The following is a 22,551-nucleotide window of genomic DNA, read 5'->3' on the forward strand; positions in this document are numbered from 1 at the left end:
TGGGACATTTTTTTAAAATAATTGTATTAAATCTATTGGTCTTTTATAAGAGAGCGATTTTCTGGGTGTAGAATTAATTTGAAATGCTATAAAATTTAAATCTTTTTGTTTATATGAAGATAGATCTGTAGATTTTGGTAAATATCTTCTTAAAATACCATTATTATTTTCATTTAAACCCCTTTGGCAAGGTTTACCAGGATCTGCAAAATAAATTTTGACATTACAAATTTTTTCGATTAATCTTGATTTACTAAATTCTTTACCACGATCAAAAGTAATGGTTTTAACTGTTCTTTTTTGTAACTTTGAAATAAATTTTATTAGACTTGGTGCAAAACCTTTAATTTTAACAATTTAACGATTATTATTAATATTAAAGGTGATAGTTATTATGTTGAAAAAATATAAAGATGATCAAGAATTTTATAGTTTAGTCGGCATAAAGCCACAAACATTTTATAAAATGCTTGAAATTTTAAAAATTGCTGAGTCTAAACAAAAATACGGACTTCTCCCCACATGTACTTGTGGAGGAAACAATGAAATTGAATGAGTTCAACAATATATTTCAAACAGAAAAAGATTGTTTGAAATATATAGCAAGTTTGAAGGAAAACAAATGTATGAGGTGTTCTTGAACAAATTTGAATACTTCTGATTTAAGAAGAATAAGATGTTTGAAATGTCACTTTAATTGTAAAATTAAAAAGGACACTTATATAAAAATTAAATTGTGTTAGTTCTATAATTAAGAAAAGAAAGGAATTAGCGCAATGTATAAGTATCTGAGTATTGAATCAATAATAGCAATAAAAGAATATAAAAATTATGGATTTTCGATTCGTAAAATAGCAAAAATTGTTGATTATAGTAAATCAACTGTACATAGAGTTTGTAGATTATTAAATAAAAACTTATTGCCATTAGAAATATTTAATCAATTTCAAAAAAATAAACAAAATGCAGGAAGAAAATTAATAATTTTAACTTTAACAGAAATTAATAGTATTAATAATTTGTTAATTACTAAAAAGTATGCTCTTGATATAATTGCTAACTTTTTAAAGGAAAATAAAATAAAAAGTATTTCAACAAAAACTTTATATAACATGTTTAAAACAAATCGAATGGGTTTTGATGAAAATAACTTATTGAGAAAAGGCAAAAATAAATCTCACAAACAAAAAGAAACTAGGGGCAAAATTAATAATTGTAAGTCTATTCATGAAAGAAATTTAATCATTCCTAATATTAAAAATATACAAGAATTTGGTCATTTAGAAGGTGATACTATCATTGGCAAAGATCATAAAAGTTCTATTATTACTTTGGCTGATATATGATCAAAAACCACAATTCCTTTAGTAACTAAAAATCATAAATCAGAAAATATTACGAAAAGTATAATAAAATTTATTTCAAAGTTACAAAAAGGAACGGTTAAAACCATTACTTTTGATCGTGGTAAAGAATTTAGTAAATGAAGATTAATCGAAAAAATTTGTAATGTCAAAATTTATTTCGCAGATCCTGGTAAACCTTGCCAAAGGGGTTTAAATGAAAATAATAATGGTATTTTAAGAAGATATTTACCAAAATCTACAGATCTATCTTCATATAAACAAAAAGATTTAAATTTTATAGCATTTCAAATTAATTCTACACCCAGAAAATCGCTCTCTTATAAAAGACCAATAGATTTAATACAATTATTTTAAAAAACTGTCCCATTTATATTTACAACTCAGGTCATCAAACATTTAGTATTCTTCATGACACCATTTTTTACAAGTCACAAACACCTTTGACATCTTGGTTTTATCTCATCTTTAGATGAATAAACACCAAACATGGAATTCCATCAACTGATGTTGCAAAAGAATTGGGAGTAACTTTGAAAACTGCTTGAAGAATGGGTCATAAAATCCGAAGTGCAATTGCAAAACAAGAACCTCAATTCATTGTTGAGGGCATAGTGCAAATGGATGAAATGTATCTTTCACATATGGGTTTTAAAAAACAAGGAAGATCCTTAAAAAATAAAACTTTGATTGTTGGGATTTATGAAAAAACAACCAATAATTTAATTGTGAAAGTGTTGAAAAATGCAAATCAAAAAAATCTTTTGCAATTTGCAAGAAACCACATTTCTTCAAAGTGTGATGTACATACTGATTCTTGAAAAGGATATCGCCATTTTAAATCAGTTTTCACTAAGCATGAAACAGTTAACCATCAAGATGGCTATGTTTCAAAAACTGGTGTAAACATAAACCAGATTGAATCGGCATGAAAGCACATCAGACGAACATTTAAAACACATATCAAAGTTGAAAAACATCATGTTCATTTATACGCAAAAGAATCGGCATATAAATTCAACAATATACCTAGTTTTGAAACTGTAATGTTATGTTTGATTTAAAAATGTGGGGAGAAGTCCGTAGATAGGCTTTTCTCAGCATTTATGTGATAAAATTTAAAAATAGTACATAAAGGGAGAAAAGCCCAAAAATATTATGGTGGTAGAAAAAATAAAATTGTAATTGAAGAGCGTTTATTAATGACTTTAGAATATTGAAAAGACTATAGTAGTTATAGAGTTATTGCAAAAAGATATAATATTAGTCATACTAGTTGCATTCGTAATATTTTTTGAATTGAAAATATTTTAATAAAAAGCGGAATTTTTAATTTACCTGGAAAAAAAGATTTAACAAAAAATAAAGGTACTAATAATAATTTGTTAGCTATTGATGCTACTGAAACTCCAATTGAAAGAATTAAAAAAGGAAATTATCCCCACATGTACTAGTGTGGAGGAAAAAATGAATTGAAATGAATTCAATAGCATATTTCAAACTGAAAACGATTGTTTGAAATATATAGCGAAGTTGAAAATAATGAAATGCATCAGATGTGCTTCTTCTAGTTTGAATACTTCTGATTTGAGAAGAATACGATGTTTGAACTGTAACCAAACATTTAGTATTCTTTATGGAACCATTTTTTATAAGTCACAAACCCAAATGACATCTTGGTTTTATCTCATCTTTAGATGAATAAACACAAAGCATGGCATACCAGCAACCGATGTTGCAAGGGAATTGAGTGTTACCTATAAAACAGCTTGAAGAATGTGTCATGAAATCAGGACTAGAATTGGAAATCAAGATGCAGGTTTCATTCTTGATGGCACAGCACAGATGGATGAAATGTATCTTTCACATTTAGGTTTTAAAAAACAAGGAAGATCCTTGTTTAATAAAACTTTGAGTGTTGGAGTTTATGAGAAAACCAGCAACAAACTAATTGTGAAGGTGCTGAAAAATGCAGATGAAAAAAACCTTTTAAGATTTGCATTGAAACACATTTTTACTGAGTGCTGTCTATTTACGGATTCTTGGAAGGGATATGTAAGTTTCAAAAACTTCTATCCCAAACATGAAATCGTAAATCATGAAGTTGGGTATGTGTCACCAACGGGTGTAAACACAAACCAGATTGAATCAGCATGAAAGCACATCCGACGAACTTTCCGAACACACATAAGAGTTTCAAAGCACAATATTCATTTATATGCAAAAGAATCAGCATATAAATTCAATAACATACCTAGTTTTGAAACTGTAATTTTGTGTTTGATTTAAATACATGCGGGGATAATTTCCTAGGTAGGCTTTTATCTCCATTTATGTGATAAAATTTAAAAATAGTACATAAAGGGATAAAAGCCTTAAAAAAAACTAAAATTACTTTTTTCAGGTAAAAAGAAACATCATTCTCTCAAATCCCAAATAATTATTGATATTTCCAATGGAAAAATTATTTCAACTGCTTTTTGTTTTGGAAGCATTCATGATTTTAAATTGCTTCTAAAATCTAAAACTTTTATTCATCCAGAAAAACAAGTTTTTGTTGATTCAGGTTATCAAGGTATACAAAATATTCATAAAAATACATTTTTGCCATTTAAAAAAAGTAAATACAATCAATTAACACCAATTCAAAAAGAATACAATAAAACTTTAAGTAAAATTATAATTAAAATTGAACACGTATTTGCTAAACTAAAACGTTTTAAAATTTTAAGTTTAAAATATCGCAATAAAATACGAAGATTTGCATTAAGATTTAATTTAATAACAGGAATATATAATTTTGAATTACCTTAGTTTTGCACCAAGTCTACTAAGTAACAATTGTTCAATAGATTTATCTAATAAATTTAATTGATCTAATTCTAAATTATTTAATACATCTTTTATAACTCGTTCACCACACATATCATCAAAAATTAAATTAGATGACAAATTTTCACTACTTAGTACCGAACTTTGTTCTTCATTAGCCATATATTCAAATTCTATTTCCTCTAATAACTTATCTAATTCTGTTTCTTGTGTTTCTGAATAAAGTTGTGATTCCTGAGTTGTAAATATAAATGGGACGGTTTTTTAAAATAATTGTATTAAATCTATTGGTCTTTTATAAGAGAGCGATTTTCTGGGTGTAGAATTAATTTGAAATGCTATAAAATTTAAATCTTTTTTTTATATGAAGATAGATCTGTAGATTTTGGTAAATATCTTCTTAAAATACCATTATTATTTTCATTTAAACCCCTTTGGCAAGGTTTACCAGGATCTGCAAAATAAATTTTGACATTACAAATTTTTTCGATTAATCTTCATTTACTAAATTCTTTACCACGATCAAAAGTAATGGTTTTAACTGTTCCTTTTTGTAACTTTGAAATAAATTTTATTATACTTTTCGTAATATTTTCTGATTTATGATTTTTAGTTACTAAAGGAATTGTGGTTTTTGATCATATATCAGCCAAAGTAATAATAGAACTTTTATGATCTTTGCCAATGATAGTATCACCTTCTAAATGACCAAATTCTTGTATATTTTTAATATTAGGAATGATTAAATTTCTTTCATGAATAGACTTACAATTATTAATTTTGCCCCTAGTTTCTTTTTGTTTGTGAGATTTATTTTTGCCTTTTCTCAATAAGTTATTTTCATCAAAACCCATTCGATTTGTTTTAAACACGTTATATAAAGTTTTTGTTGAAATACTTTTTATTTTATTTTCCTTTAAAAAGTTAGCAATTATATCAAGAGCATACTTTTTAGTAATTAACAAATGATTAATACTATTAATTTCTGTTAAAGTTAAAATTATTAATTTTCTGCCTGCATTTTGTTTATTTTTTTGAAATTGATTCAATATTTCTAATGGCAATAAGTTTTTATTTAATAATCTACAAACTCTATGTACAGTTGATTTACTATAATCAACAATTTTTGCTATTTTACGAATCGAAAATCCATAATTTTTATATTCTTTTATTGCTATTATTGATTCAATACTCAGATACTTATACATTGCGCTAATTCCTTTCTTTTCTTAATTATAGAACTAACACAATTTAATTTTTATATAAGTGTCCTTTTTAATTTTACAATTAAAGTAATACTATTTCACGAATTAAATCTTGCTTATAGTTATAAACATTATTTTCGTATTTCATTTTTTCATTAATATACATATTTAAACTTTCACCATAAATCGTTTTTATTTCTTGTTGAAAATTATTTCAATTACCAATTTTACCTTTTTTTCAAATTGCATTATATTGTTTATATATATAATGATTTAAAGCTTTATTTTCTTGGAAAAATTGTGCTCAATTAACACCAACTTTATCATTTTTATTATTAATAACTGCTTGTAACTGTAAGTTGATATCACTATTAACTTTATTAATTTCTTGTGAAAGATTTTGTTTTAAATTTTTAACTTTTGACTCATAATCTGATAATGATTTATTATATTCTACCTTTAATTGTTCTTTATCAATTTTATATTTTTTAATTAATTCCTTAGTTTCAATTTTATAAGTAATTTGAAGTTGACATTTTTTTAAAATTAATTGTTCTTTTAATTTTTTATCATTAGTTTTAACTAATTCATTTTTTAATGACTTTAATTGATCACTTAATTCTTGTTTCAATTTATTAATTTCTTGTGAAAGATTTTGTTTTAAATTTTTAACTTTTGACTCATAATCTGATAATGATTTATTATATTCTATCTTTAAGTGATTAATTTTATTATTTTTTTCTTTAATAGACTTGGTGCAAAACCTTTAATTTTAACAATTTAACGATTATTATTAATATTAAAGGTGATAGTTATTATGTTGAAAAAATATAAAGATGATCAAGAATTTTATAGTTTAGTCGGCATAAAGCCACAAACATTTTATAAAATGCTTGAAATTTTAAAAATTGCTGAGTCTAAACAAAAATATTATGGTGGTAGAAAAAATAAAATTGTAATTGAAGAGCGTTTATTAATGACTTTAGAATATTGAAAAGACTATAGTAGTTATAGAGTTATTGCAAAAAGATATAATATTAGTCATACTAGTTGCATTCGTAATATTTTTTGAATTGAAAATATTTTAATAAAAAGCGGAATTTTTAATTTACCTGGAAAAAAAGATTTAACAAAAAATAAAGGTACTAATAATAATTTGTTAGCTATTGATGCTACTGAAACTCCAATTGAAAGAATTAAAAAAAACTAAAATTACTTTTTTCAGGTAAAAAGAAACATCATTATCTCAAATCCCAAATAATTATTGATATTTCCAATGGAAAAATTATTTCAACTGCTTTTTGTTTTGGGAGCATTCATGATTTTAAATTGCTTCTAAAATCTAAAACTTTTATTCATCCAGAGTTATCAAGGTATACAAAATATTCATAAAAATACATTTTTGCCATTTAAAAAAAGTAAATACAATCAATTAACACCAATTCAAAAATAATACAATAAAACTTTAAGTAAAATTAGAATTAAAATTGAACACGTATTTGCTAAACTAAAACGTTTTAAAATTTTAAGTTTAAAATATCGCAATAAAATACGAATATTTGCATTAAGATTTAATTTAATAGCAGGAATATATAATTTTGAATTACCTTAGTTTTGCACCAAGTCTATTGAATTAAACAAAATAAACAATTCAAATCTTTTTATGCAGCAAATGTTTTAATTTTCAAAAAAACTCTTGATGAAATAAAAAAAATCATCATCCTGGCCTAAAATTTGATTTTATTTAATTTTGGGATTTATTTTTTTTACAAACTGAAATATAATGCTTCAGATTTTGCATAAGGTGATATTTTATAATGTTGGTATTTAAATTTTCATAAATTGAGGTAATTTTGAATATTGGTAAATCCAATGCCATGATAATGAGTAATAAATTCTTTTAAACTTGATTGTATTTTACTGATATTACTTAAATTTTTATAATTTAATTCTTTATTTTCTTTTGATTTAAATTTCTTGAGAGTACATTTTGTTTGTTTAGCTACTGTATCATATAGTATTTGCATATCACAAACTATAATTGATTTTTCTTCGATAAGCTTAGATGTTAAATTTTCTTGTACTCATTTTTTTGTTAATCTTTTAGTATTTGTTGTTTGAGCATAAATATTTTTATTTTCATCAATTGCCATTTCAATACAACAGTTTAAATCTTTAGCATTTTCTTCAATTCATTTTTTTCTTGGATCATCTGGATTTTTGAAATTTCCTTTATGAATTTCTTTGATAAAAGTTTCATCAATTTCAATTCTACCTTTTAATTTTGTGAATGGTTTTTGTGTTTTTGCTAATTGTGATGATTTCATAAATTTTTGACGATTAAATCATGCTGATGTTTTTGAAATTTTAGCAAATTGAGAAATAGTATAAGCAGATTGACCCAACAATGACAATCAAATTATTCAATCTCATTGTTCATGAGATAAATGACTTCAATGTAAAAAAATGATTTCTTAAAGCATCAAAGCTACTTTTACAATCTTTGCATAAATATTTTTGCTTATTATTCTTAAAACCATTTTTTACACATCAATAAGATTTACAATTTGGACATTGAATTCCTTTTTCTTTAAATTTTTTATCAATTGCATCTAATTTTTCTTTTTTCTCAATTTGTTTAATTCTATTTTTAAAATGTCTAATAATTTTTATAAATTCTTCATCTTTTTTGTTTTTTAAAACATCAATTAATTCATTATTAGTCACAAAAAATCACCCCTGATATAAAAATATTACTTTTAATTTTAAATTAAAAGTAATATCAAGATTTTTTGTGAAAATTAAAAGCAAATGCTGATTTTACACCTGAAGAAATTGTTTCGGAACTAATGGATCTTAATAATATTTTTAGTTTTAAGCATTGAAATGAAATTTAATGTATTTAAATCAAACAATTAATTATTTAAATAAAAAAAATTTTCGTCATATTCTTAGATTATGCATATTTAGTTGTTTAGCAATAATAATGATTATTTTAATGAGTACTTTCCCTTCAATATTTTTAAGATAAAATATTTTATATAGATAGAAAGGTATATATGGAAAAATTTAATGAAGAAATAAAAATATTAACGACAATTTTTATTAATAATGCTAATATCAATACTAAAATTAAACAAGAAAAATTTTTAATCAATAATTTTGAATTTTATGGAATTTTAACTAGTAAACGAAAACCATTAGTAAAATTATTTTTAAATAAATGAAATAAAAATTTATCGTTAGTAAATAAAAAACAGTTATTTGAAACATTATATTTACAAAAAAATCGTGAATTTCAATATACAGCAATGGAATTTTTAAATCTTTGATGAAAGAAAAACTTAAGTTTTAATTACTTAGATTGGCTTTTATCGATAATTAAACATAATATTTGATGAGATACTACTGATTATTTTGATAATATTATTGGTGTTCTTATATTTAGCAACAATAATATTAGTGTTAGAGATCAATATTTATTTAAGTTAATAAATGATAGTAATTTTTGAATTCAAAGAATAGCAATTCAATCACAATTAATGTTTAAAGAAAATACTGATTTTAATTTACTATTTGCATTAATTAAGCCATTGTTATTAACAACAAATTTTTATCTAATAAGTTCTATTGGTTGAGCATTGCGTAATGCCAAACGAGTTAATTCACAAAAAATTAATGATTTTATTAAAATTAACAATTTTAGTCAAAAAATAATTGTTGTTATTGATGAACATTAAAATTAAAATTGCTTATAAATAATATTTATAATAATATTCTTAAAATAGTGTAAGATTCACTGAATAGATAGAGAAAAATATTAAAATATAAATATAAGTTTTTGACCTATTTACTTTATTTTAAAGTAAATGGGTTTTTATTTGGAAAGGAAAAGCACATGCCTAATAATTATTCATTGATTAGACTTGGTGCAAAACTAAGGTAATTCAAAATTATATATTCCTGCTATTAAATTAAATCTTAATGCAAATCTTCGTATTTTATTGCGATATTTTAAACTTAAAATTTTAAAACGTTTTAGTTTAGCAAATACGTGTTCAATTTTAATTCTAATTTTACTTAAAGTTTTATTGTATTCTTTTTGAATTGGTGTTAATTGATTGTATTTACTTTTTTTAAATGGCAAAAATGTATTTTTATGAATATTTTGTATACCTTGATAACCTGAATCAACAAAAACTTGTTTTTCTGGATGAATAAAAGTTTTAGATTTTAGAAGCAATTTAAAATCATGAATGCTTCCAAAACAAAAAGCAGTTGAAATAATTTTTCCATTGGAAATATCAATAATTATTTGGGATTTGAGAGAATGATGTTTCTTTTTACCTGAAAAAAGTAATTTTAGTTTTTTTAATTCTTTCAATTGGAGTTTCAGTAGCATCAATAGCTAACAAATTATTATTAGTACCTTTATTTTTTGTTAAATCTTTTTTTCCAGGTAAATTAAAAATTCCGCTTTTTATTAAAATATTTTCAATTCAAAAAATATTACGAATGCAACTAGTATGACTAATATTATATCTTTTTGCAATAACTCTATAACTACTATAGTCTTTTCAATATTCTAAAGTCATTAATAAACGCTCTTCAATTACAATTTTATTTTTTCTACCACCATAATATTTTTGTTTAGACTCAGCAATTTTTAAAATTTCAAGCATTTTATAAAATGTTTGTGGCTTTATGACGACTAAACTATAAAATTCTTGATCATCTTTATATTTTTTCAAAATAATAACTATCACCTTTAATATTAATAATAATCGTTAAATTGTTAAAATTAAAGGTTTTGCACCAAGTCTAATATTTAATCTCATAAATAATCATAAATAATGCAATTACTAATACCATTACCACCGTTAAATCTTTAAATATATTTACCGCATACAATGATTTTCGAAGTTCAAAACTAATTTTTTGATCAGTTTTATCAATAACAGTTAATAATATTGAAAGAATTATTGAAGATATTGATAAAAACAATGCTAATATATCCATAATTCTAATTTTTTGTGTACATTTTAATTTAATATATTTAAATAAATCTTTAACAACAATATTAACATCAATTGTTAATGTTAAATTTTGTATATTTGTTTGTATTTCTTCATACCTAGCTTCTTCTAACTTTTCTTCTTCATCATCAAAAAACATAGTTTTCCCTTTATCCTATATTAGACTTGGTGCAAAACCTTTAATTTTAACAATTTAACGATTATTATTAATATTAAAGGTGATAGTTATTATGTTGAAAAAATATAAAGATGATCAAGAATTTTATAGTTTAGTCGGCATAAAGCCACAAACATTTTATAAAATGCTTGAAATTTTAAAAATGGCTGAGTCTAAACAAAAATATTATGGTGGTAGAAAAAATAAAATTGTAATTGAAGAGCGTTTATTAATGACTTTAGAATATTGAAAAGACTATAGTAGTTATAGAGTTATTGCAAAAAGATATAATATTAGTCATACTAGTTGCATTCGTAATATTTTTTGAATTGAAAATATTTTAATAAAAAGCGGAATTTTTAATTTACCTGGAAAAAAAGATTTAACAAAAAATAAAGGTACTAATAATAATTTGTTAGCTATTGATGCTACTGAAACTCCAATTGAAAGAATTAAAAAAAACTAAAATTACTTTTTTCAGGTAAAAATAAACATCATTCTCTCAAATCCCAAATAATTATTGATATTTCCAATGGAAAAATTATTTCAACTGCTTTTTGTTTTGTAAGCATTCATGATTTTAAATTGCTTCTAAAATCTAAAACTTTTATTCATCCAGAAAAACAAGTTTTTGTTGATTCAGGTTATCAAGGTATACAAAATATTCATAAAAATACATTTTTGCCATTTAAAAAAAGTAAATACAATCAATTAACACCAATTCAAAAAGAATACAATAAAACTTTAAGTAAAATTAGAATTAAAATTGAACACGTATTTGCTAAACTAAAACGTTTTAAAATTTTAAGTTTAAAATATCGCAATAAAATACGAAGATTTGCATTAAGATTTAATTTAATAGCAGGAATATATAATTTTGAATTACCTTAGTTTTGCACCAAGTCTATTATAATTTTAACATTATCCATAACTAAAACTAAAAAAATTAACAACTCAAAAAGTTGCTCATTTTTATATTTTAGTAATAGTTTATTTTGGAGTTCAAGTTTTTAATAAATCATTTTTAATATTACCTACTTGTGGCCCATAAATTACCTGAATAGCTGTACCTTTTTTAAAGATACCAACTGCACCAGTTGATTTTAAAATATTATCATCAACTTTAGTTTCATCAAAAACTGTAACACGCAATCTTGTAGCACAATTGTCTAATAATTTAACATTACTTCGTCCACCAAGACCTTTAAAAATATTTTCTAACATATCATTATTTTTATCTTTATTAGTATCAGGTGTTAATGTTTGTTTCTTTGTCATTTCTGCTTGTAAAGTTTTATGAATAGACTCTGCACCATCAAGATAATTAATTTCAACTTTATTGGCAATTACTTTAATATTTTTAGTTCCACTTAATCTTAATAAAGCTTTTGAATAAATATTTGCATCTTTTAAAGTTGCAACTAATACTTTATCTTTAACGTTAACATCAATAATATTTAATGCTCCACCAAGTCCAAGTAATAAATTTTCTACTTTTGTTCTACCTTTTTTTGAAGACTTATCTAAAGAACTTTCAACACTTTGTAAAGCTAAGTTGGTTGCTAATTCTCCTTCTTCACGACCTAAAGTTTTGTAATTTGTTCACTTAATAATGTAATAGAACCCAAAGAAATAAGCAGGTGCCATAATTAATCCAGTAGCAAATACTCAATAGAAGCCTGTTTCTTTACCAAGAATACTTGGTAATATTCCAAAGAAAGAAAAGTCAATAAATCCAGCAGCAAAACCTTGACCAACAACTATATTTAATAAATACGCCATCATAAAACTAATTCCTGCCATAAATGCATGGAAAACAAAACATAATGGTGCTACAAATAAGAACGAAAACAACAATGGTTCTGTAACTCCTGTTAAGAAAGAAGTTAGAGCAGCAGATCCTAAAATACCACCAACCATTTTTTTATTTTCTGGTCGTGATAACATTCACATAGCAAGCGCTGCAAATGGATAACCATATTGCATATATGCAAATCGCCCACTCATAAACATTGTTCCTGGTGTTTGATTCATGTGTCCTACTGCATTAGAAGCAAATTGTCCAAAGAAAATATTGTAAGCTCCTACAAATGTGTCAGATCCATTAGTTCACGTACCACCAATTCCAGTATATCAGAAAGGTGCATATTGAACGTGATGCAATCCTGTTGGTATTAATAAACGTTCAGTAATTCCAAAAAACATTGCAATAAACGCTCCACCAACTGTTGGATGAAAATTATCACCAGTTAACTGTCCATCGGTAAGTTGACCTGTATTCATACCAGTTGCTAAGCCATTACCAATTTCTCTAAAAGCAATTAATAACATTGGTCAAATAAAGAAAAAAGCTAATCCCATTCCTATTCCAACAAAAACAGCTAAAATTGGCACAAAACGTTCACCACCAAAAAAAGCTAATACTCTTGGCATACGAATATTGTATGAATGATTATGAACAACTGATACTAATCAACCAACAAGAATGCCACCTAAAACTGAAGTATCAAACGTAGGAAATAATCCTAAGACAGAAGAAAATAAACCAGAAGATTTACCACTTTCTGGAGTAATCTTTGCACCTTCACCTAAACCTCATGGATCAAATCCCAACATTCCTGTTTTAGGATTTCAAAAAAACATGCCACTAATAACTGAAGTCATAACAATAAAAGTAATAAATCCAGAAAGAGCAGCTACACCTTTACTAGCTTTTGCAAAACCAAAAGCAATAGAAATAGCAAAAATCAATCCTAAATTAGCAAAAACAACGTTTCCGGCTGATTGCATAATTGAAAAAAAATTAATAATACCAACAAGACTATCATGATTAGGTAATTGCTTTAAAGCACTAGCAACACCACCACCAATTCCTAACAATAAGCCAGCTATTGGTAATGTAGCTATTGGTAAAACAATGGCTCTTGATAAGTTTTGCATTTTGCCAAACCTTTTGCCACCTAATTTATTGAAAGTTCCTTTAAAAGTAAAACTAGGATTTTTCTTATCCTCAGGAGTTGTTTGTTTACTATGAAAAAAATTACTCATTTTCTCACCTACATTCTATATTGTTCTATACAGATGAGAATTTTATTCTATACAGATAAAAATATTATATATATATATATATATATATATATATAATAGTAAAAAACAACAATAAAATAAATAAAAACGATTTTTTTATTACTATAATAGTAATTTCGGAGAAATTTTATAATATATATAGGTATTATCAATAACTACTATAAATTTTAATAATATATTGTAACTTTAATTTTAAAATTAAAAAGGACACTTATATAAAAATTAAATTGTGTTAGTTCTATAATTAAGAAAAGAAAGGAATTAGCGCAATGTATAAGTATCTGAGTATTGAATCAATAATAGCAATAAAATAATATAAAAATTATGGATTTTCGATTCGTAAAATAGCAAAAATTGTTGATTACAGTAAATCAATTGTACATAGAGTTTGTAGATTATTAAATAAAAACTTATTGCCATTAGAAATATTAGACTTGGTGCAAAACCTTTAATTTTAACAATTTAACGATTATTATTAATATTAAAGGTGATAGTTATTATGTTGAAAAAATATAAAGATGATCAAGAATTTTATAGTTTAGTCGGCATAAAGCCACAAACATTTTATAAAATGCTTGAAATTTTAAAAATTGCTGAGTCTAAACAAAAATATTATGGTGGTAGAAAAAATAAAATTGTAATTGAAGAGCGTTTATTAATGACTTTAGAATATTGAAAAGACTATAGTAGTTATAGAGTTATTGCAAAAAGATATAATATTAGTCATACTAGTTGCATTCGTAATATTTTTTGAATTGAAAATATTTTAATAAAAAGCGGAATTTTTAATTTACCTGGAAAAAAAGATTTAACAAAAAATAAAGGTACTAATAATAATTTGTTAGCTATTGATGCTACTGAAACTCCAATTGAAAGAATTAAAAAAAACTAAAATTACTTTTTTCAGGTAAAAAGAAACATCATTCTCTCAAATCCCAAATAATTATTGATATTTCCAATGGAAAAATTATTTCAACTGCTTTTTGTTTTGTAAGCATTCATGATTTTAAATTGCTTCTAAAATCTAAAACTTTTATTCATCCAGAGTTATCAAGGTATACAAAATATTCATAAAAATACATTTTTGCCATTTAAAAAAAGTAAATACAATAAATTAACACCAATTCAAAAAGAATACAATAAAACTTTAAGTAAAATTAGAATTAAAATTGAACACGTATTTGCTAAACTAAAACGTTTTAAAATTTTAAGTTTAAAATATCGCAATAAAATACGAATATTTGCATTAAGATTTAATTTAATAGCAGGAATATATAATTTTGAATTACCTTAGTTTTGCACCAAGTCTAATTAATTCATTTTCTTCAACAGAACGATTATCTTTGGTTTTAAAACTACCTGAATTAGTAAATTGTTTAATTCAATTATAAGTAGCTGCCCTTGTAACATTATATTCTTTAGCAAGACAAGACACTGACTTACCACTTTGATATAAAGCTACTATTTGTTTTTTAAATTCATCTGAATATGAGTTAATATTGGCCATAATTATAGTTCCTTTCTTTTAACAAATTTGTTCACTTGTCTACGTAATTAGTGTCCAATAAAGTGTAACCCATCCAATAGTTTCGATTTGTGTTCCTATTTCCTTGGTTAATATTTCAGTTACAGAGACTTCATTTATATCAGATATAATATTATTTTTTAATTTGTCATTAACTACAACTTTTGAAGGTTTATCTTTAACATCAATATCATTAGAAAATTTTATTGTTAATCCACCATGTCTTTGTTTATCATTTACATTTTTATTTTTAAAAGTAGCGTTTGGTTGATTTAAAATATCTTCAATGGATTTATTTTCTAATAGAAAATTATATGTTTGTAGTCTAGTTTTGTCTGTCATTTTACAGTACTAGTTTAGATTAATTCTGTCTTCAAATTTTATCATAAAATGAGCAATTGCTGTATTTCAATTTTGAATAGGCATTGTTCATTTTTTTGTTATATTTTCGATTGCTAAGTAAAATATTTTAAAAACTGCCATATCGTTAGGAAAAACTTTTTTATTTCTTATAACTTTTCGTAATTGACTATTAACAGATTCAATAGCATTTGTGGTATAAATCACTCTTTTGATTTCTGCAGGATAACTAATAAAAACCATTAAATTATCTCAATTTTTATATCAGGATTTAGTAATTTGAGGATATTGTTTATTTCATTTATTTTCAAACAATTCTAAAGCTTGCATTGCTTGTTCTTCACTACATGCACTATAAATTGGTTTTAAATCTGCAACTAGTGCTTTTCGATGTTTGTATGAAACATATTTTAAACTCTTTCTAATTTGATGAACTATGCATAATTGATGTTCGGTTTTAGGATAAACTGATTGTATTGCTTCTGACATGCCTGTTAAATTATCGCTACAAGCAATAAGAATATCATTTAAGCCTCGATTTTTCATTTTTGTTAAATTTGCTAATCAAAATTTAGCACCTTCATTTTCGCTAATTCACAAACCTAAAACATCTTTTTTACCTTCTAAATCAACTCCTAGTGCTATATAAACCGATTTGTTAATAATGCGTTTATCTTGTCGTACTTTAACTACTATACAATCAAAATAAACAATCGGATAAATGCTTTCTAATGGTCGATTTTGCCATGCTTTAACATCATCTATCACATCATCAGTAATTTCACTAATATCAGCACCATGATATAACTCTTGCAATTGCGTTCTAATATCTGATAATGTCATTCCTTTGGCATATCAAAGAAAGAACTTGTTGATCAAAACCATCAAATCTTCTCTGTCTTTTTGCAACTATTACAGGATTAAAATTACTATTGCGATCTCGTGGTACATCGATCTCAATTTTACCTTGTTGAGTTATTAATTTTTTTGAACTTATACCATTACGAACATTATCACTATTACTATGTTTATTTTTTTCATATCCTAAATAATTTTGCATTTCAGAATTCAACATTTTTTCTACTAATCTTTTAGTTAATTCTTTATATAGACCTCCTTCTTTAAACATTGTTGTTAAATCTTCAATATTTTCTAGTAATAAATCTACTGCTTTTGATATTGGATCATTATTATTAAGATTATCTTTTTTAGCCATCTGTAACTCACTCTTTCTAGTCACTTAATTATATTTACTAGAATTAATTAAACACAGTTATTTTTGTAAGTTACACAGATTACTAAACATTACCCAATTTTGGTTAAAACTTAACTAATTGTAAAATACACAAAATTTGATAACATATAACTGTTATCCAATATATAAGTTTTAACCCATTACTTTATTTTTAAAAGTAAATGGGTTTTAATGTTTAAAAGGAGACATTAAAATGACAGACAAAACAAAATCTCAAACATATAATTTTCTATCAGAAAATAAATTCATAGAAGATATTAAAAAACAAACAAACATTGAAGTTATAGAAAAAAGTAGACATGGTGGATCAACATTTAAAATAATTGAAAAAATTACTGCTAATGATAAACAACTTAATGATGACCTATCCGAAAATATTGATGAAAATTTAGAAATAGTTGCTACTAATTTAACAGATAACGAAAAAGAACCAAAAACAAATAACGATATATTATCAAAATTGAAAAATTTATTACCGACTTCAATTTTAAATACAAAAGAAATATCAAAATTACAAACAACAATTCAAGAACAAGCAAAAGACATTCAGAAACTTAAAAAACAAATTGAAGAATTTAAAAAAACAAAAGAAAGTGATATTAATTTAACAAAATATACATATAATTCTGTAACAATTTATGATGAAAAACAAAGAAAAAAAACGGGAATTGAAAAAATTTACGAAGAAATTTTACCAATTAAAGATGAAATAATTTTTGTAACTACTCTTGTACATATTAATAATTCTATTACCGAAGAAGTGATTGATTTTCAAGAACTTACAAACGGTAATATTGAAGTCATGAAACAATTGAAAAAATATGAAAATATCAATAAATATAAAGATGATCTTCTCTTAATTGAACCAAATTCAAATCCAGAAAAAAATATTAAAATTGAACCTGTATCAATTAAAAAATTTTTAAGTGAACAAGAAAAAATATCAAACTGAAAAATATCAAAATCAGAATTAATAATATTTATTTCTCTTTCATTATTAAGTATTACACTTTTAGCAATACCTGTTGCTGTACCAGTATTAGTCCCTATTATATCAACAATATTATGAGAAAAAACTTTAGTATCAATAGTAGATATTGGTATTGCTTGAATTGTTAATAAAGGAATATGAACTATTGCAACAGAAAAAACAAAAAAAGTTGAAGTATGAATTAAACAAAAATTTTATTCATTAATTCGTAAAATACCATTTGTAAACAAAAGAAATCTTGGTAAAACTAAAGAAGAACTAGAAATTAAAAAAAATGTTAAAAAAAATATAGAAAATTTAACTAGTAATAAGTTAGAAACAAAATTAAAAACTCAATATGATATTTTAAAACAAGAATTAGATAATAGAAAAGATAAAAAACTAGACGAAATAATAAGTAATGAAACAATAAATCATAACTCAAATAGTATTTTAGAAAATTCAATTATTAAATCAAAAAATAATCATAATTTTGATTCATATATACGAAATACAATAAATCAGCAAGAGCAACTGCCTTCAACAAGTTCAAATCATAACTGAAATAAAGTAAAATGCTTATTAACATAAGCAATAAGTAATAAATTTAATTAAATATTAAAGTCTTAATCACTATTTTAAAAAATAGTGATTATTCATTATTTATTACACATTTTTTGTTTTAAAAATATATAATTCTTCTTGGATATTTTAAGGATAGAAAAAAAATATTCAAAAATATTGAAGAGAGGAATTTTACAATATGGAAAAATGAAGTCAAGCAAATAAAGATAAACGTGCAAAAGACGCTGAAAGAATAAACAAAGCATGAGGAGAAAAAAACGAACGTGAAAGACGAGAAAGAGTTGCTAATGCTCTTGGATTTGAAAAAGATAAAACAAAAGTAAACAGTGAAGCTTCAACAAGTAAAAGTCAAAGTTTTAGTAGTAAATCACAAAAAATGTAAAAAAATATATAAAGAGGTTGTAATTACAACCTCTTTATATATTTAAAATTGATTTTAAAAATATTATTTCATTAGACTTGGTGCAAAACCTTTAATTTTAACAATTTAACAATTATTATTAATATTAAAGGTGATAGTTATTATGTTGAAAAAATATAAAGATGATCAAGAATTTTATAGTTTAGTCGGCATAAAGCCACAAACATTTTATAAAATGCTTGAAATTTTAAAAATTGCTGAGTCTAAACAAAAATATTATGGTGGTAGAAAAAATAAAATTGTAATTGAAGAGCGTTTATTAATGACTTTAGAATATTGAAAAGACTATAGTAGTTATAGAGTTATTGCAAAAAGATATAATATTAGTCATACTAGTTGCATTCGTAATATTTTTTGAATTGAAAATATTTTAATAAAAAGCGGAATTTTTAATTTACCTGAAAAAAAAGATTTAACAAAAAATAAAGGTACTAATAATAATTTGTTAGCTATTGATGCTACTGAAACTCCAATTGAAAGAATTAAAAAAAACTAAAATTACTTTTTTCAGGTAAAAAGAAACATCATTCTCTCAAATCTCAAATAATTATTGATATTTCCAATGGAAAAATCATTTCAACTGCTTTTTGTTTTGGAAGCATTTATGATTTTAAATTGCTTCTAAAATCTAAAACTTTTATTCATCCAGAAAAACAAGTTTTTGTTGATTAAGGTTATCAAGGTATACAAAATATTCATAAAAATACATTTTTGCCATTTAAAAAAAGTAAATACCATCAATTAACACCAATTCAAAAAGAATACAACAAAACTTTAAGTAAAATTAGAATTAAAATTGAACACGTATTTGCTAAACTAAAACGTTTTAAAATTTTAAGTTTAAAATATCGCAATAAAATACGAAGATTTGCATTAAGATTTAATTTAATAGCAGGAATATATAATTTTGAATTACCTTAGTTTTGCACCAAGTCTATTATATTTATTATTAGACTTGGTGCAAAACCTTTAATTTTAACAATTTAACGATTATTATTAATATTAAAGGTGATAGTTATTATGTTGAAAAAATATAAAGATGATCAAGAATTTTATAGTTTAGTCGGCATGAAGCCACAAACATTTTATAAAATGCTTGAAATTTTAAAAATTGCTGAGTCTAAACAAAAATATTATGGTGGTAGAAAAAATAAAATTGTAATTGAAGAGTGTTTATTAATGACTTTAGAATATTGAAAAGACTATAGTAGTTATAGAGTTATTGCAAAAAGATATAATATTAGTCATACTAGTTGCATTCGTAATATTTTTTGAATTGAAAATATTTTAATAAAAAGCGGAATTTTTAATTTACCTGGAAAAAAAGATTTAACAAAAAATAAAGGTACTAATAATAATTTGTTAGCTATTGATGCTACTGAAACTCCAATTGAAAGAATTAAAAAAGGCTTTTCTCCCTTTATGTACTATTTTTAAATTTTATCACATAAATGCTGAGAAAAGCCTATCTACGGACTTCTCCCCACATTTTTAAATCAAACATAACATTACAGTTTCAAAACTAGGTATATTGTTGAATTTATATGCCGATTCTTTTGCGTATAAATGAACATGATGTTTTTCAACTTTGATATGTGTTTTAAATGTTCGTCTGATGTGCTTTCATGCCGATTCAATCTGGTTTATGTTTACACCAGTTTTTGAAACATAGCCATCTTGATGGTTAACTGTTTCATGCTTAGTGAAAACTGATTTAAAATGGCGATATCCTTTTCAAGAATCAGTATGTACATCACACTTTGAAGAAATGTGGTTTCTTGCAAATTGCAAAAGATTTTTTTGATTTGCATTTTTCAACACTTTCACAATTAAATTATTGGTTGTTTTTTCATAAATCCCAACAATCAAAGTTTTATTTTTTAAGGATCTTCCTTGTTTTTTAAAACCCATATGTGAAAGATACATTTCATCCATTTGCACTATGCCCTCAACAATGAATTGAGGTTCTTGTTTTGCAATTGCACTTCGGATTTTATGACCCATTCTTCAAGCAGTTTTCAAAGTTACTCCCAATTCTTTTGCAACATCAGTTGATGGAATTCCATGTTTGGTGTTTATTCATCTAAAGATGAGATAAAACCAAGATGTCAAAGGTGTTTGTGACTTGTAAAAAATGGTGTCATGAAGAATACTAAATGTTTGATGACATTTCAAACATCTTATTCTTCTTAAATCAGAAGTATTCAAATTTGTTCAAGAACACCTCATACATTTGTTTTCCTTCAAACTTGCTATATATTTCAAACAATCTTTTTCTGTTTGAAATATATTGTTGAACTCATTCAATTTCATTGTTTCCTCCACAAGTACATGTGGGGAGAAGTCCGTTAAAAAAAACTAAAATTACTTTTTTCAGGTAAAAAGAAACATCATTCTCTCAAATCCCAAATAATTATTGATATTTCCAATGGAAAAATTATTTCAACTGCTTTTTGTTTTGGAAGCATTCATGATTTTAAATTGCTTCTAAAATCTAAAACTTTTATTCATCCAGAAAAACAAGTTTTTGTTGATTCAGGTTATCAAGGTATACAAAATATTCATAAAAATACATTTTTGCCATTTAAAAAAAGTAAATACAATCAATTAACACCAATTCAAAAAGAATACAATAAAACTTTAAGTAAAATTAGAATTAAAATTGAACACGTATTTGCTAAACTAAAACGTTTTAAAATTTTAAGTTTAAAATATCGCAATAAAATACGAATATTTGCATTAAGATTTAATTTAATAGCAGGAATATATAATGGAAATTATCCCCACATGTACTAGTGTGGAGGAAAAAATGAATTGAAATGAATTCAATAGCATATTTCAAACTGAAAACGATTGTTTGAAATATATAGCGAAGTTGAAAATAATGAAATGCATCAGGTGTGCTTCTTCTAGTTTGAATACTTCTGATTTGAGAAGAATACGATGTTTGAACTGTAACCAAACATTTAGTATTCTTTATGGAACCATTTTTTATAAGTCACAGACCCAAATGACATCTTGGTTTTATCTCATCTTTAGATGAATAAACACAAAGCATGGCATACCAGCAACCGATGTTGCAAGGGAATTGGGTGTGACCTATAAAACAGCTTGAAGAATGTGTCATGAAATCAGGACTAGAATTGGAAATCAAGATGCAGGTTTCATTGTTGATGGCACAGCACAGATGGATGAAATGTATCTTTCACATTTAGGTTTTAAAAAACAAGGAAGATCCTTGTTGAATAAAACTTTGATTGTTGGGATTTATGAAAAAACAACCAATAATTTAATTGTGAAAGTGTTGAAAAATGCAAATCAAAAAAATCTTTTGCAATTTGCAAGAAACCACATTTCTTCAAAGTGTGATGTACATACTGATTCTTGAAAAGGATATCGCCATTTTAAATCAGTTTTCACTAAGCATGAAACAGTTAACCATCAAGATGGCTATGTTTCAAAAACTGGTGTAAACACAAACCAGATTGAATCAGCATGAAAGCACATCCGACGAACTTTCCGAACACACATAAGAGTTTCAAAGCACAATATTCATTTATATGCAAAAGAATCATCATATAAATTCAATAACATACCTAGTTTTGAAACTGTAATTTTGTGTTTGATTTAAATACATGCGGGGATAATTTCCTAGGTAGGCTTTTATCTCCATTTATGTGATAAAATTTAAAAATAGTACATAAAGGGATAAAAGCCTATATAATTTTGAATTACCTTAGTTTTGCACCAAGTC

Annotated in this window: 31 protein-coding genes and 4 pseudogenes; 21 read left to right on the plus strand and 14 right to left on the minus strand. The window is 24.4% G+C overall.

Annotated elements, in window-relative coordinates:
• Positions 1 to 12: 12 nt before the first annotated feature.
• Positions 13 to 330: pseudogene (locus AAHM78_RS16875) on the minus strand (IS30 family transposase); the annotation flags it as partial.
• Positions 331 to 394: 64 nt separating this feature from the next.
• On the opposite strand from AAHM78_RS16875, the gene AAHM78_RS07170 reads away from it, so the two are divergent.
• From AAHM78_RS07170 to AAHM78_RS07195, 6 genes are all read left to right on the plus strand, one after another.
• On the plus strand, positions 395 to 697 hold the full coding sequence (locus AAHM78_RS07170; protein WP_342254818.1) for a hypothetical protein: 303 nt from the start codon (positions 395 to 397) through the stop codon (positions 695 to 697).
• Between the two features lie 79 nt (positions 698 to 776).
• Positions 777 to 1,721: an IS30 family transposase gene (locus AAHM78_RS07175; protein ID WP_342253176.1), complete on the plus strand. Its 945-nt coding sequence runs from the start codon at positions 777 to 779 to the stop codon at positions 1,719 to 1,721.
• Between the two features lie 86 nt (positions 1,722 to 1,807).
• Complete coding sequence (locus tag AAHM78_RS07180) at positions 1,808 to 2,428, plus strand: IS1595 family transposase (protein WP_342254819.1); 621 nt, start codon at positions 1,808 to 1,810, stop codon at positions 2,426 to 2,428.
• A 138-nt stretch (positions 2,429 to 2,566) separates the two neighbouring features.
• Positions 2,567 to 2,818 carry a transposase family protein gene (locus tag AAHM78_RS07185; RefSeq protein ID WP_342254135.1) on the plus strand — a complete coding sequence of 84 codons (252 nt, stop codon included), beginning with the start codon at positions 2,567 to 2,569 and terminating at the stop codon, positions 2,816 to 2,818.
• Between the two features lie 118 nt (positions 2,819 to 2,936).
• A complete protein-coding gene (locus AAHM78_RS07190; protein WP_342254134.1) occupies positions 2,937 to 3,653 on the plus strand; it encodes an IS1595 family transposase in 717 nt (238 codons plus the stop codon).
• 159 nt (positions 3,654 to 3,812) lie between these two features.
• Positions 3,813 to 4,178, plus strand: coding sequence for a transposase family protein (locus tag AAHM78_RS07195; RefSeq protein ID WP_342255085.1), 366 nt, complete (start codon positions 3,813 to 3,815; stop codon positions 4,176 to 4,178).
• Here AAHM78_RS07195 and AAHM78_RS07200 read toward each other — a convergent pair.
• From AAHM78_RS07200 to AAHM78_RS07210, 3 genes and pseudogenes are all read right to left on the minus strand, one after another.
• Positions 4,170 to 4,358 carry a hypothetical protein gene (locus AAHM78_RS07200; RefSeq protein WP_342254133.1) on the minus strand — a complete coding sequence of 63 codons (189 nt, stop codon included), beginning with the start codon at positions 4,356 to 4,358 and terminating at the stop codon, positions 4,170 to 4,172. The two genes, AAHM78_RS07195 and AAHM78_RS07200, sit on opposite strands and share 9 nt — an antisense overlap.
• Positions 4,359 to 4,460: 102 nt before the next feature.
• Positions 4,461 to 5,404, minus strand: a pseudogene (locus AAHM78_RS07205) (IS30 family transposase).
• A 79-nt stretch (positions 5,405 to 5,483) separates the two neighbouring features.
• A complete protein-coding gene (locus AAHM78_RS07210; RefSeq protein WP_342254131.1) occupies positions 5,484 to 6,032 on the minus strand; it encodes a hypothetical protein in 549 nt (182 codons plus the stop codon).
• A gap of 186 nt (positions 6,033 to 6,218) precedes the next feature.
• On the opposite strand from AAHM78_RS07210, the gene AAHM78_RS07215 reads away from it, so the two are divergent.
• On the plus strand, positions 6,219 to 6,611 hold the full coding sequence (locus AAHM78_RS07215) for a transposase family protein (RefSeq protein WP_342252835.1): 393 nt from the start codon (positions 6,219 to 6,221) through the stop codon (positions 6,609 to 6,611).
• Between the two features lie 255 nt (positions 6,612 to 6,866).
• Entirely contained in the window at positions 6,867 to 7,013 is a 147-nt protein-coding gene (locus tag AAHM78_RS16880; protein ID WP_425289798.1) for a transposase, read from the plus strand.
• Between the two features lie 154 nt (positions 7,014 to 7,167).
• Here the strand turns inward: AAHM78_RS16880 and AAHM78_RS07220 are convergent, their stop codons facing one another.
• Positions 7,168 to 7,809: a transposase gene (locus AAHM78_RS07220; RefSeq protein WP_342253548.1), complete on the minus strand. Its 642-nt coding sequence runs from the start codon at positions 7,807 to 7,809 to the stop codon at positions 7,168 to 7,170.
• Positions 7,769 to 8,128 carry an IS1/IS1595 family N-terminal zinc-binding domain-containing protein gene (locus AAHM78_RS07225; protein ID WP_342254130.1) on the minus strand — a complete coding sequence of 120 codons (360 nt, stop codon included), beginning with the start codon at positions 8,126 to 8,128 and terminating at the stop codon, positions 7,769 to 7,771. The genes AAHM78_RS07220 and AAHM78_RS07225 overlap by 41 nt, the downstream gene beginning before the upstream one ends.
• Before the next feature lie 332 nt (positions 8,129 to 8,460).
• Between AAHM78_RS07225 and AAHM78_RS07230 the strand changes: the two genes are divergently transcribed.
• Positions 8,461 to 9,141 carry a DNA alkylation repair protein gene (locus tag AAHM78_RS07230; RefSeq protein WP_342254129.1) on the plus strand — a complete coding sequence of 227 codons (681 nt, stop codon included), beginning with the start codon at positions 8,461 to 8,463 and terminating at the stop codon, positions 9,139 to 9,141.
• 197 nt (positions 9,142 to 9,338) lie between these two features.
• Here the strand turns inward: AAHM78_RS07230 and AAHM78_RS07235 are convergent, their stop codons facing one another.
• The 3 genes from AAHM78_RS07235 to AAHM78_RS07245 form a co-directional block, all read right to left on the minus strand.
• Positions 9,339 to 9,803, minus strand: a complete 465-nt coding sequence (locus AAHM78_RS07235) for a transposase family protein (RefSeq protein WP_342255086.1) — start codon at positions 9,801 to 9,803, stop codon at positions 9,339 to 9,341.
• Complete coding sequence (locus AAHM78_RS07240; RefSeq protein WP_342254821.1) at positions 9,745 to 10,152, minus strand: transposase family protein; 408 nt, start codon at positions 10,150 to 10,152, stop codon at positions 9,745 to 9,747. The genes AAHM78_RS07235 and AAHM78_RS07240 overlap by 59 nt, the downstream gene beginning before the upstream one ends.
• A 70-nt stretch (positions 10,153 to 10,222) precedes the next feature.
• Complete coding sequence (locus AAHM78_RS07245) at positions 10,223 to 10,576, minus strand: hypothetical protein (RefSeq protein ID WP_342254822.1); 354 nt, start codon at positions 10,574 to 10,576, stop codon at positions 10,223 to 10,225.
• A gap of 91 nt (positions 10,577 to 10,667) precedes the next feature.
• Here AAHM78_RS07245 and AAHM78_RS07250 point away from each other — a divergent pair, with 91 nt between their 5' ends.
• Positions 10,668 to 11,060, plus strand: a complete 393-nt coding sequence (locus AAHM78_RS07250) for a transposase family protein (protein ID WP_342254823.1) — start codon at positions 10,668 to 10,670, stop codon at positions 11,058 to 11,060.
• Positions 11,061 to 11,119: 59 nt separating this feature from the next.
• Complete coding sequence (locus AAHM78_RS07255; RefSeq protein ID WP_342255087.1) at positions 11,120 to 11,485, plus strand: transposase family protein; 366 nt, start codon at positions 11,120 to 11,122, stop codon at positions 11,483 to 11,485.
• 99 nt (positions 11,486 to 11,584) lie between these two features.
• Here the strand turns inward: AAHM78_RS07255 and AAHM78_RS07260 are convergent, their stop codons facing one another.
• The gene (locus AAHM78_RS07260; RefSeq protein ID WP_342254824.1) at positions 11,585 to 13,642 is read right to left on the minus strand and encodes a PTS transporter subunit EIIC; all 2,058 of its coding nucleotides are present in this window, start codon (positions 13,640 to 13,642) and stop codon (positions 11,585 to 11,587) included.
• Between the two features lie 308 nt (positions 13,643 to 13,950).
• On the opposite strand from AAHM78_RS07260, the pseudogene AAHM78_RS16885 reads away from it, so the two are divergent.
• The 3 genes and pseudogenes from AAHM78_RS16885 to AAHM78_RS07270 all read left to right on the plus strand — a co-directional run.
• A pseudogene (locus AAHM78_RS16885) lies at positions 13,951 to 14,124 on the plus strand (helix-turn-helix domain-containing protein); the annotation flags it as partial.
• Positions 14,125 to 14,180: 56 nt separating this feature from the next.
• Entirely contained in the window at positions 14,181 to 14,573 is a 393-nt protein-coding gene (locus tag AAHM78_RS07265) for a transposase family protein (protein ID WP_342252835.1), read from the plus strand.
• A gap of 192 nt (positions 14,574 to 14,765) precedes the next feature.
• Complete coding sequence (locus AAHM78_RS07270; RefSeq protein WP_342254825.1) at positions 14,766 to 14,975, plus strand: transposase; 210 nt, start codon at positions 14,766 to 14,768, stop codon at positions 14,973 to 14,975.
• Here AAHM78_RS07270 and AAHM78_RS07275 read toward each other — a convergent pair.
• The 3 genes and pseudogenes from AAHM78_RS07275 to AAHM78_RS07285 form a co-directional block, all read right to left on the minus strand.
• Positions 14,967 to 15,188: a transposase gene (locus tag AAHM78_RS07275; RefSeq protein WP_342253259.1), complete on the minus strand. Its 222-nt coding sequence runs from the start codon at positions 15,186 to 15,188 to the stop codon at positions 14,967 to 14,969. The two genes, AAHM78_RS07270 and AAHM78_RS07275, sit on opposite strands and share 9 nt — an antisense overlap.
• Positions 15,189 to 15,227: 39 nt before the next feature.
• The gene (locus AAHM78_RS07280) at positions 15,228 to 15,548 is read right to left on the minus strand and encodes a hypothetical protein (RefSeq protein ID WP_342254826.1); all 321 of its coding nucleotides are present in this window, start codon (positions 15,546 to 15,548) and stop codon (positions 15,228 to 15,230) included.
• A 9-nt stretch (positions 15,549 to 15,557) separates the two neighbouring features.
• A pseudogene (locus AAHM78_RS07285) lies at positions 15,558 to 16,782 on the minus strand (IS256 family transposase).
• Between the two features lie 232 nt (positions 16,783 to 17,014).
• Here AAHM78_RS07285 and AAHM78_RS07290 point away from each other — a divergent pair.
• The 5 genes from AAHM78_RS07290 (at position 17,015) to AAHM78_RS07310 (ending at position 20,234) form a co-directional block, all read left to right on the plus strand.
• Positions 17,015 to 18,382, plus strand: coding sequence for a hypothetical protein (locus tag AAHM78_RS07290; protein WP_342254827.1), 1,368 nt, complete (start codon positions 17,015 to 17,017; stop codon positions 18,380 to 18,382).
• Positions 18,383 to 18,554: 172 nt separating this feature from the next.
• Positions 18,555 to 18,758: a hypothetical protein gene (locus tag AAHM78_RS07295; RefSeq protein ID WP_342254018.1), complete on the plus strand. Its 204-nt coding sequence runs from the start codon at positions 18,555 to 18,557 to the stop codon at positions 18,756 to 18,758.
• Between the two features lie 142 nt (positions 18,759 to 18,900).
• Positions 18,901 to 19,293 (plus strand): transposase family protein, encoded by a 393-nt coding sequence (locus AAHM78_RS07300; protein WP_342253331.1) that lies wholly within the window; start codon positions 18,901 to 18,903, stop codon positions 19,291 to 19,293.
• Between the two features lie 215 nt (positions 19,294 to 19,508).
• Positions 19,509 to 19,718 (plus strand): transposase family protein, encoded by a 210-nt coding sequence (locus AAHM78_RS07305; RefSeq protein ID WP_342254828.1) that lies wholly within the window; start codon positions 19,509 to 19,511, stop codon positions 19,716 to 19,718.
• A gap of 99 nt (positions 19,719 to 19,817) precedes the next feature.
• On the plus strand, positions 19,818 to 20,234 hold the full coding sequence (locus AAHM78_RS07310; RefSeq protein ID WP_342254829.1) for a transposase family protein: 417 nt from the start codon (positions 19,818 to 19,820) through the stop codon (positions 20,232 to 20,234).
• A 54-nt stretch (positions 20,235 to 20,288) separates the two neighbouring features.
• On the opposite strand, the gene AAHM78_RS07315 is transcribed toward AAHM78_RS07310, so the two are convergent.
• Positions 20,289 to 21,110, minus strand: coding sequence for an IS1595 family transposase (locus AAHM78_RS07315; protein ID WP_342252843.1), 822 nt, complete (start codon positions 21,108 to 21,110; stop codon positions 20,289 to 20,291).
• Positions 21,111 to 21,218: 108 nt separating this feature from the next.
• On the opposite strand from AAHM78_RS07315, the gene AAHM78_RS07320 reads away from it, so the two are divergent.
• Positions 21,219 to 21,593, plus strand: coding sequence for a transposase family protein (locus tag AAHM78_RS07320; RefSeq protein WP_342255088.1), 375 nt, complete (start codon positions 21,219 to 21,221; stop codon positions 21,591 to 21,593).
• 118 nt (positions 21,594 to 21,711) lie between these two features.
• Entirely contained in the window at positions 21,712 to 22,428 is a 717-nt protein-coding gene (locus tag AAHM78_RS07325) for an IS1595 family transposase (RefSeq protein WP_342254830.1), read from the plus strand.
• Positions 22,429 to 22,551: the final 123 nt, after the last annotated feature.

The sequence above is a fragment of the Spiroplasma endosymbiont of Zeiraphera isertana genome, assembly GCF_964030805.1.
In the GTDB taxonomy this organism is placed as follows: Bacteria; Bacillota_I; Bacilli_A; order Mycoplasmatales; family VBWQ01; genus Spiroplasma_E.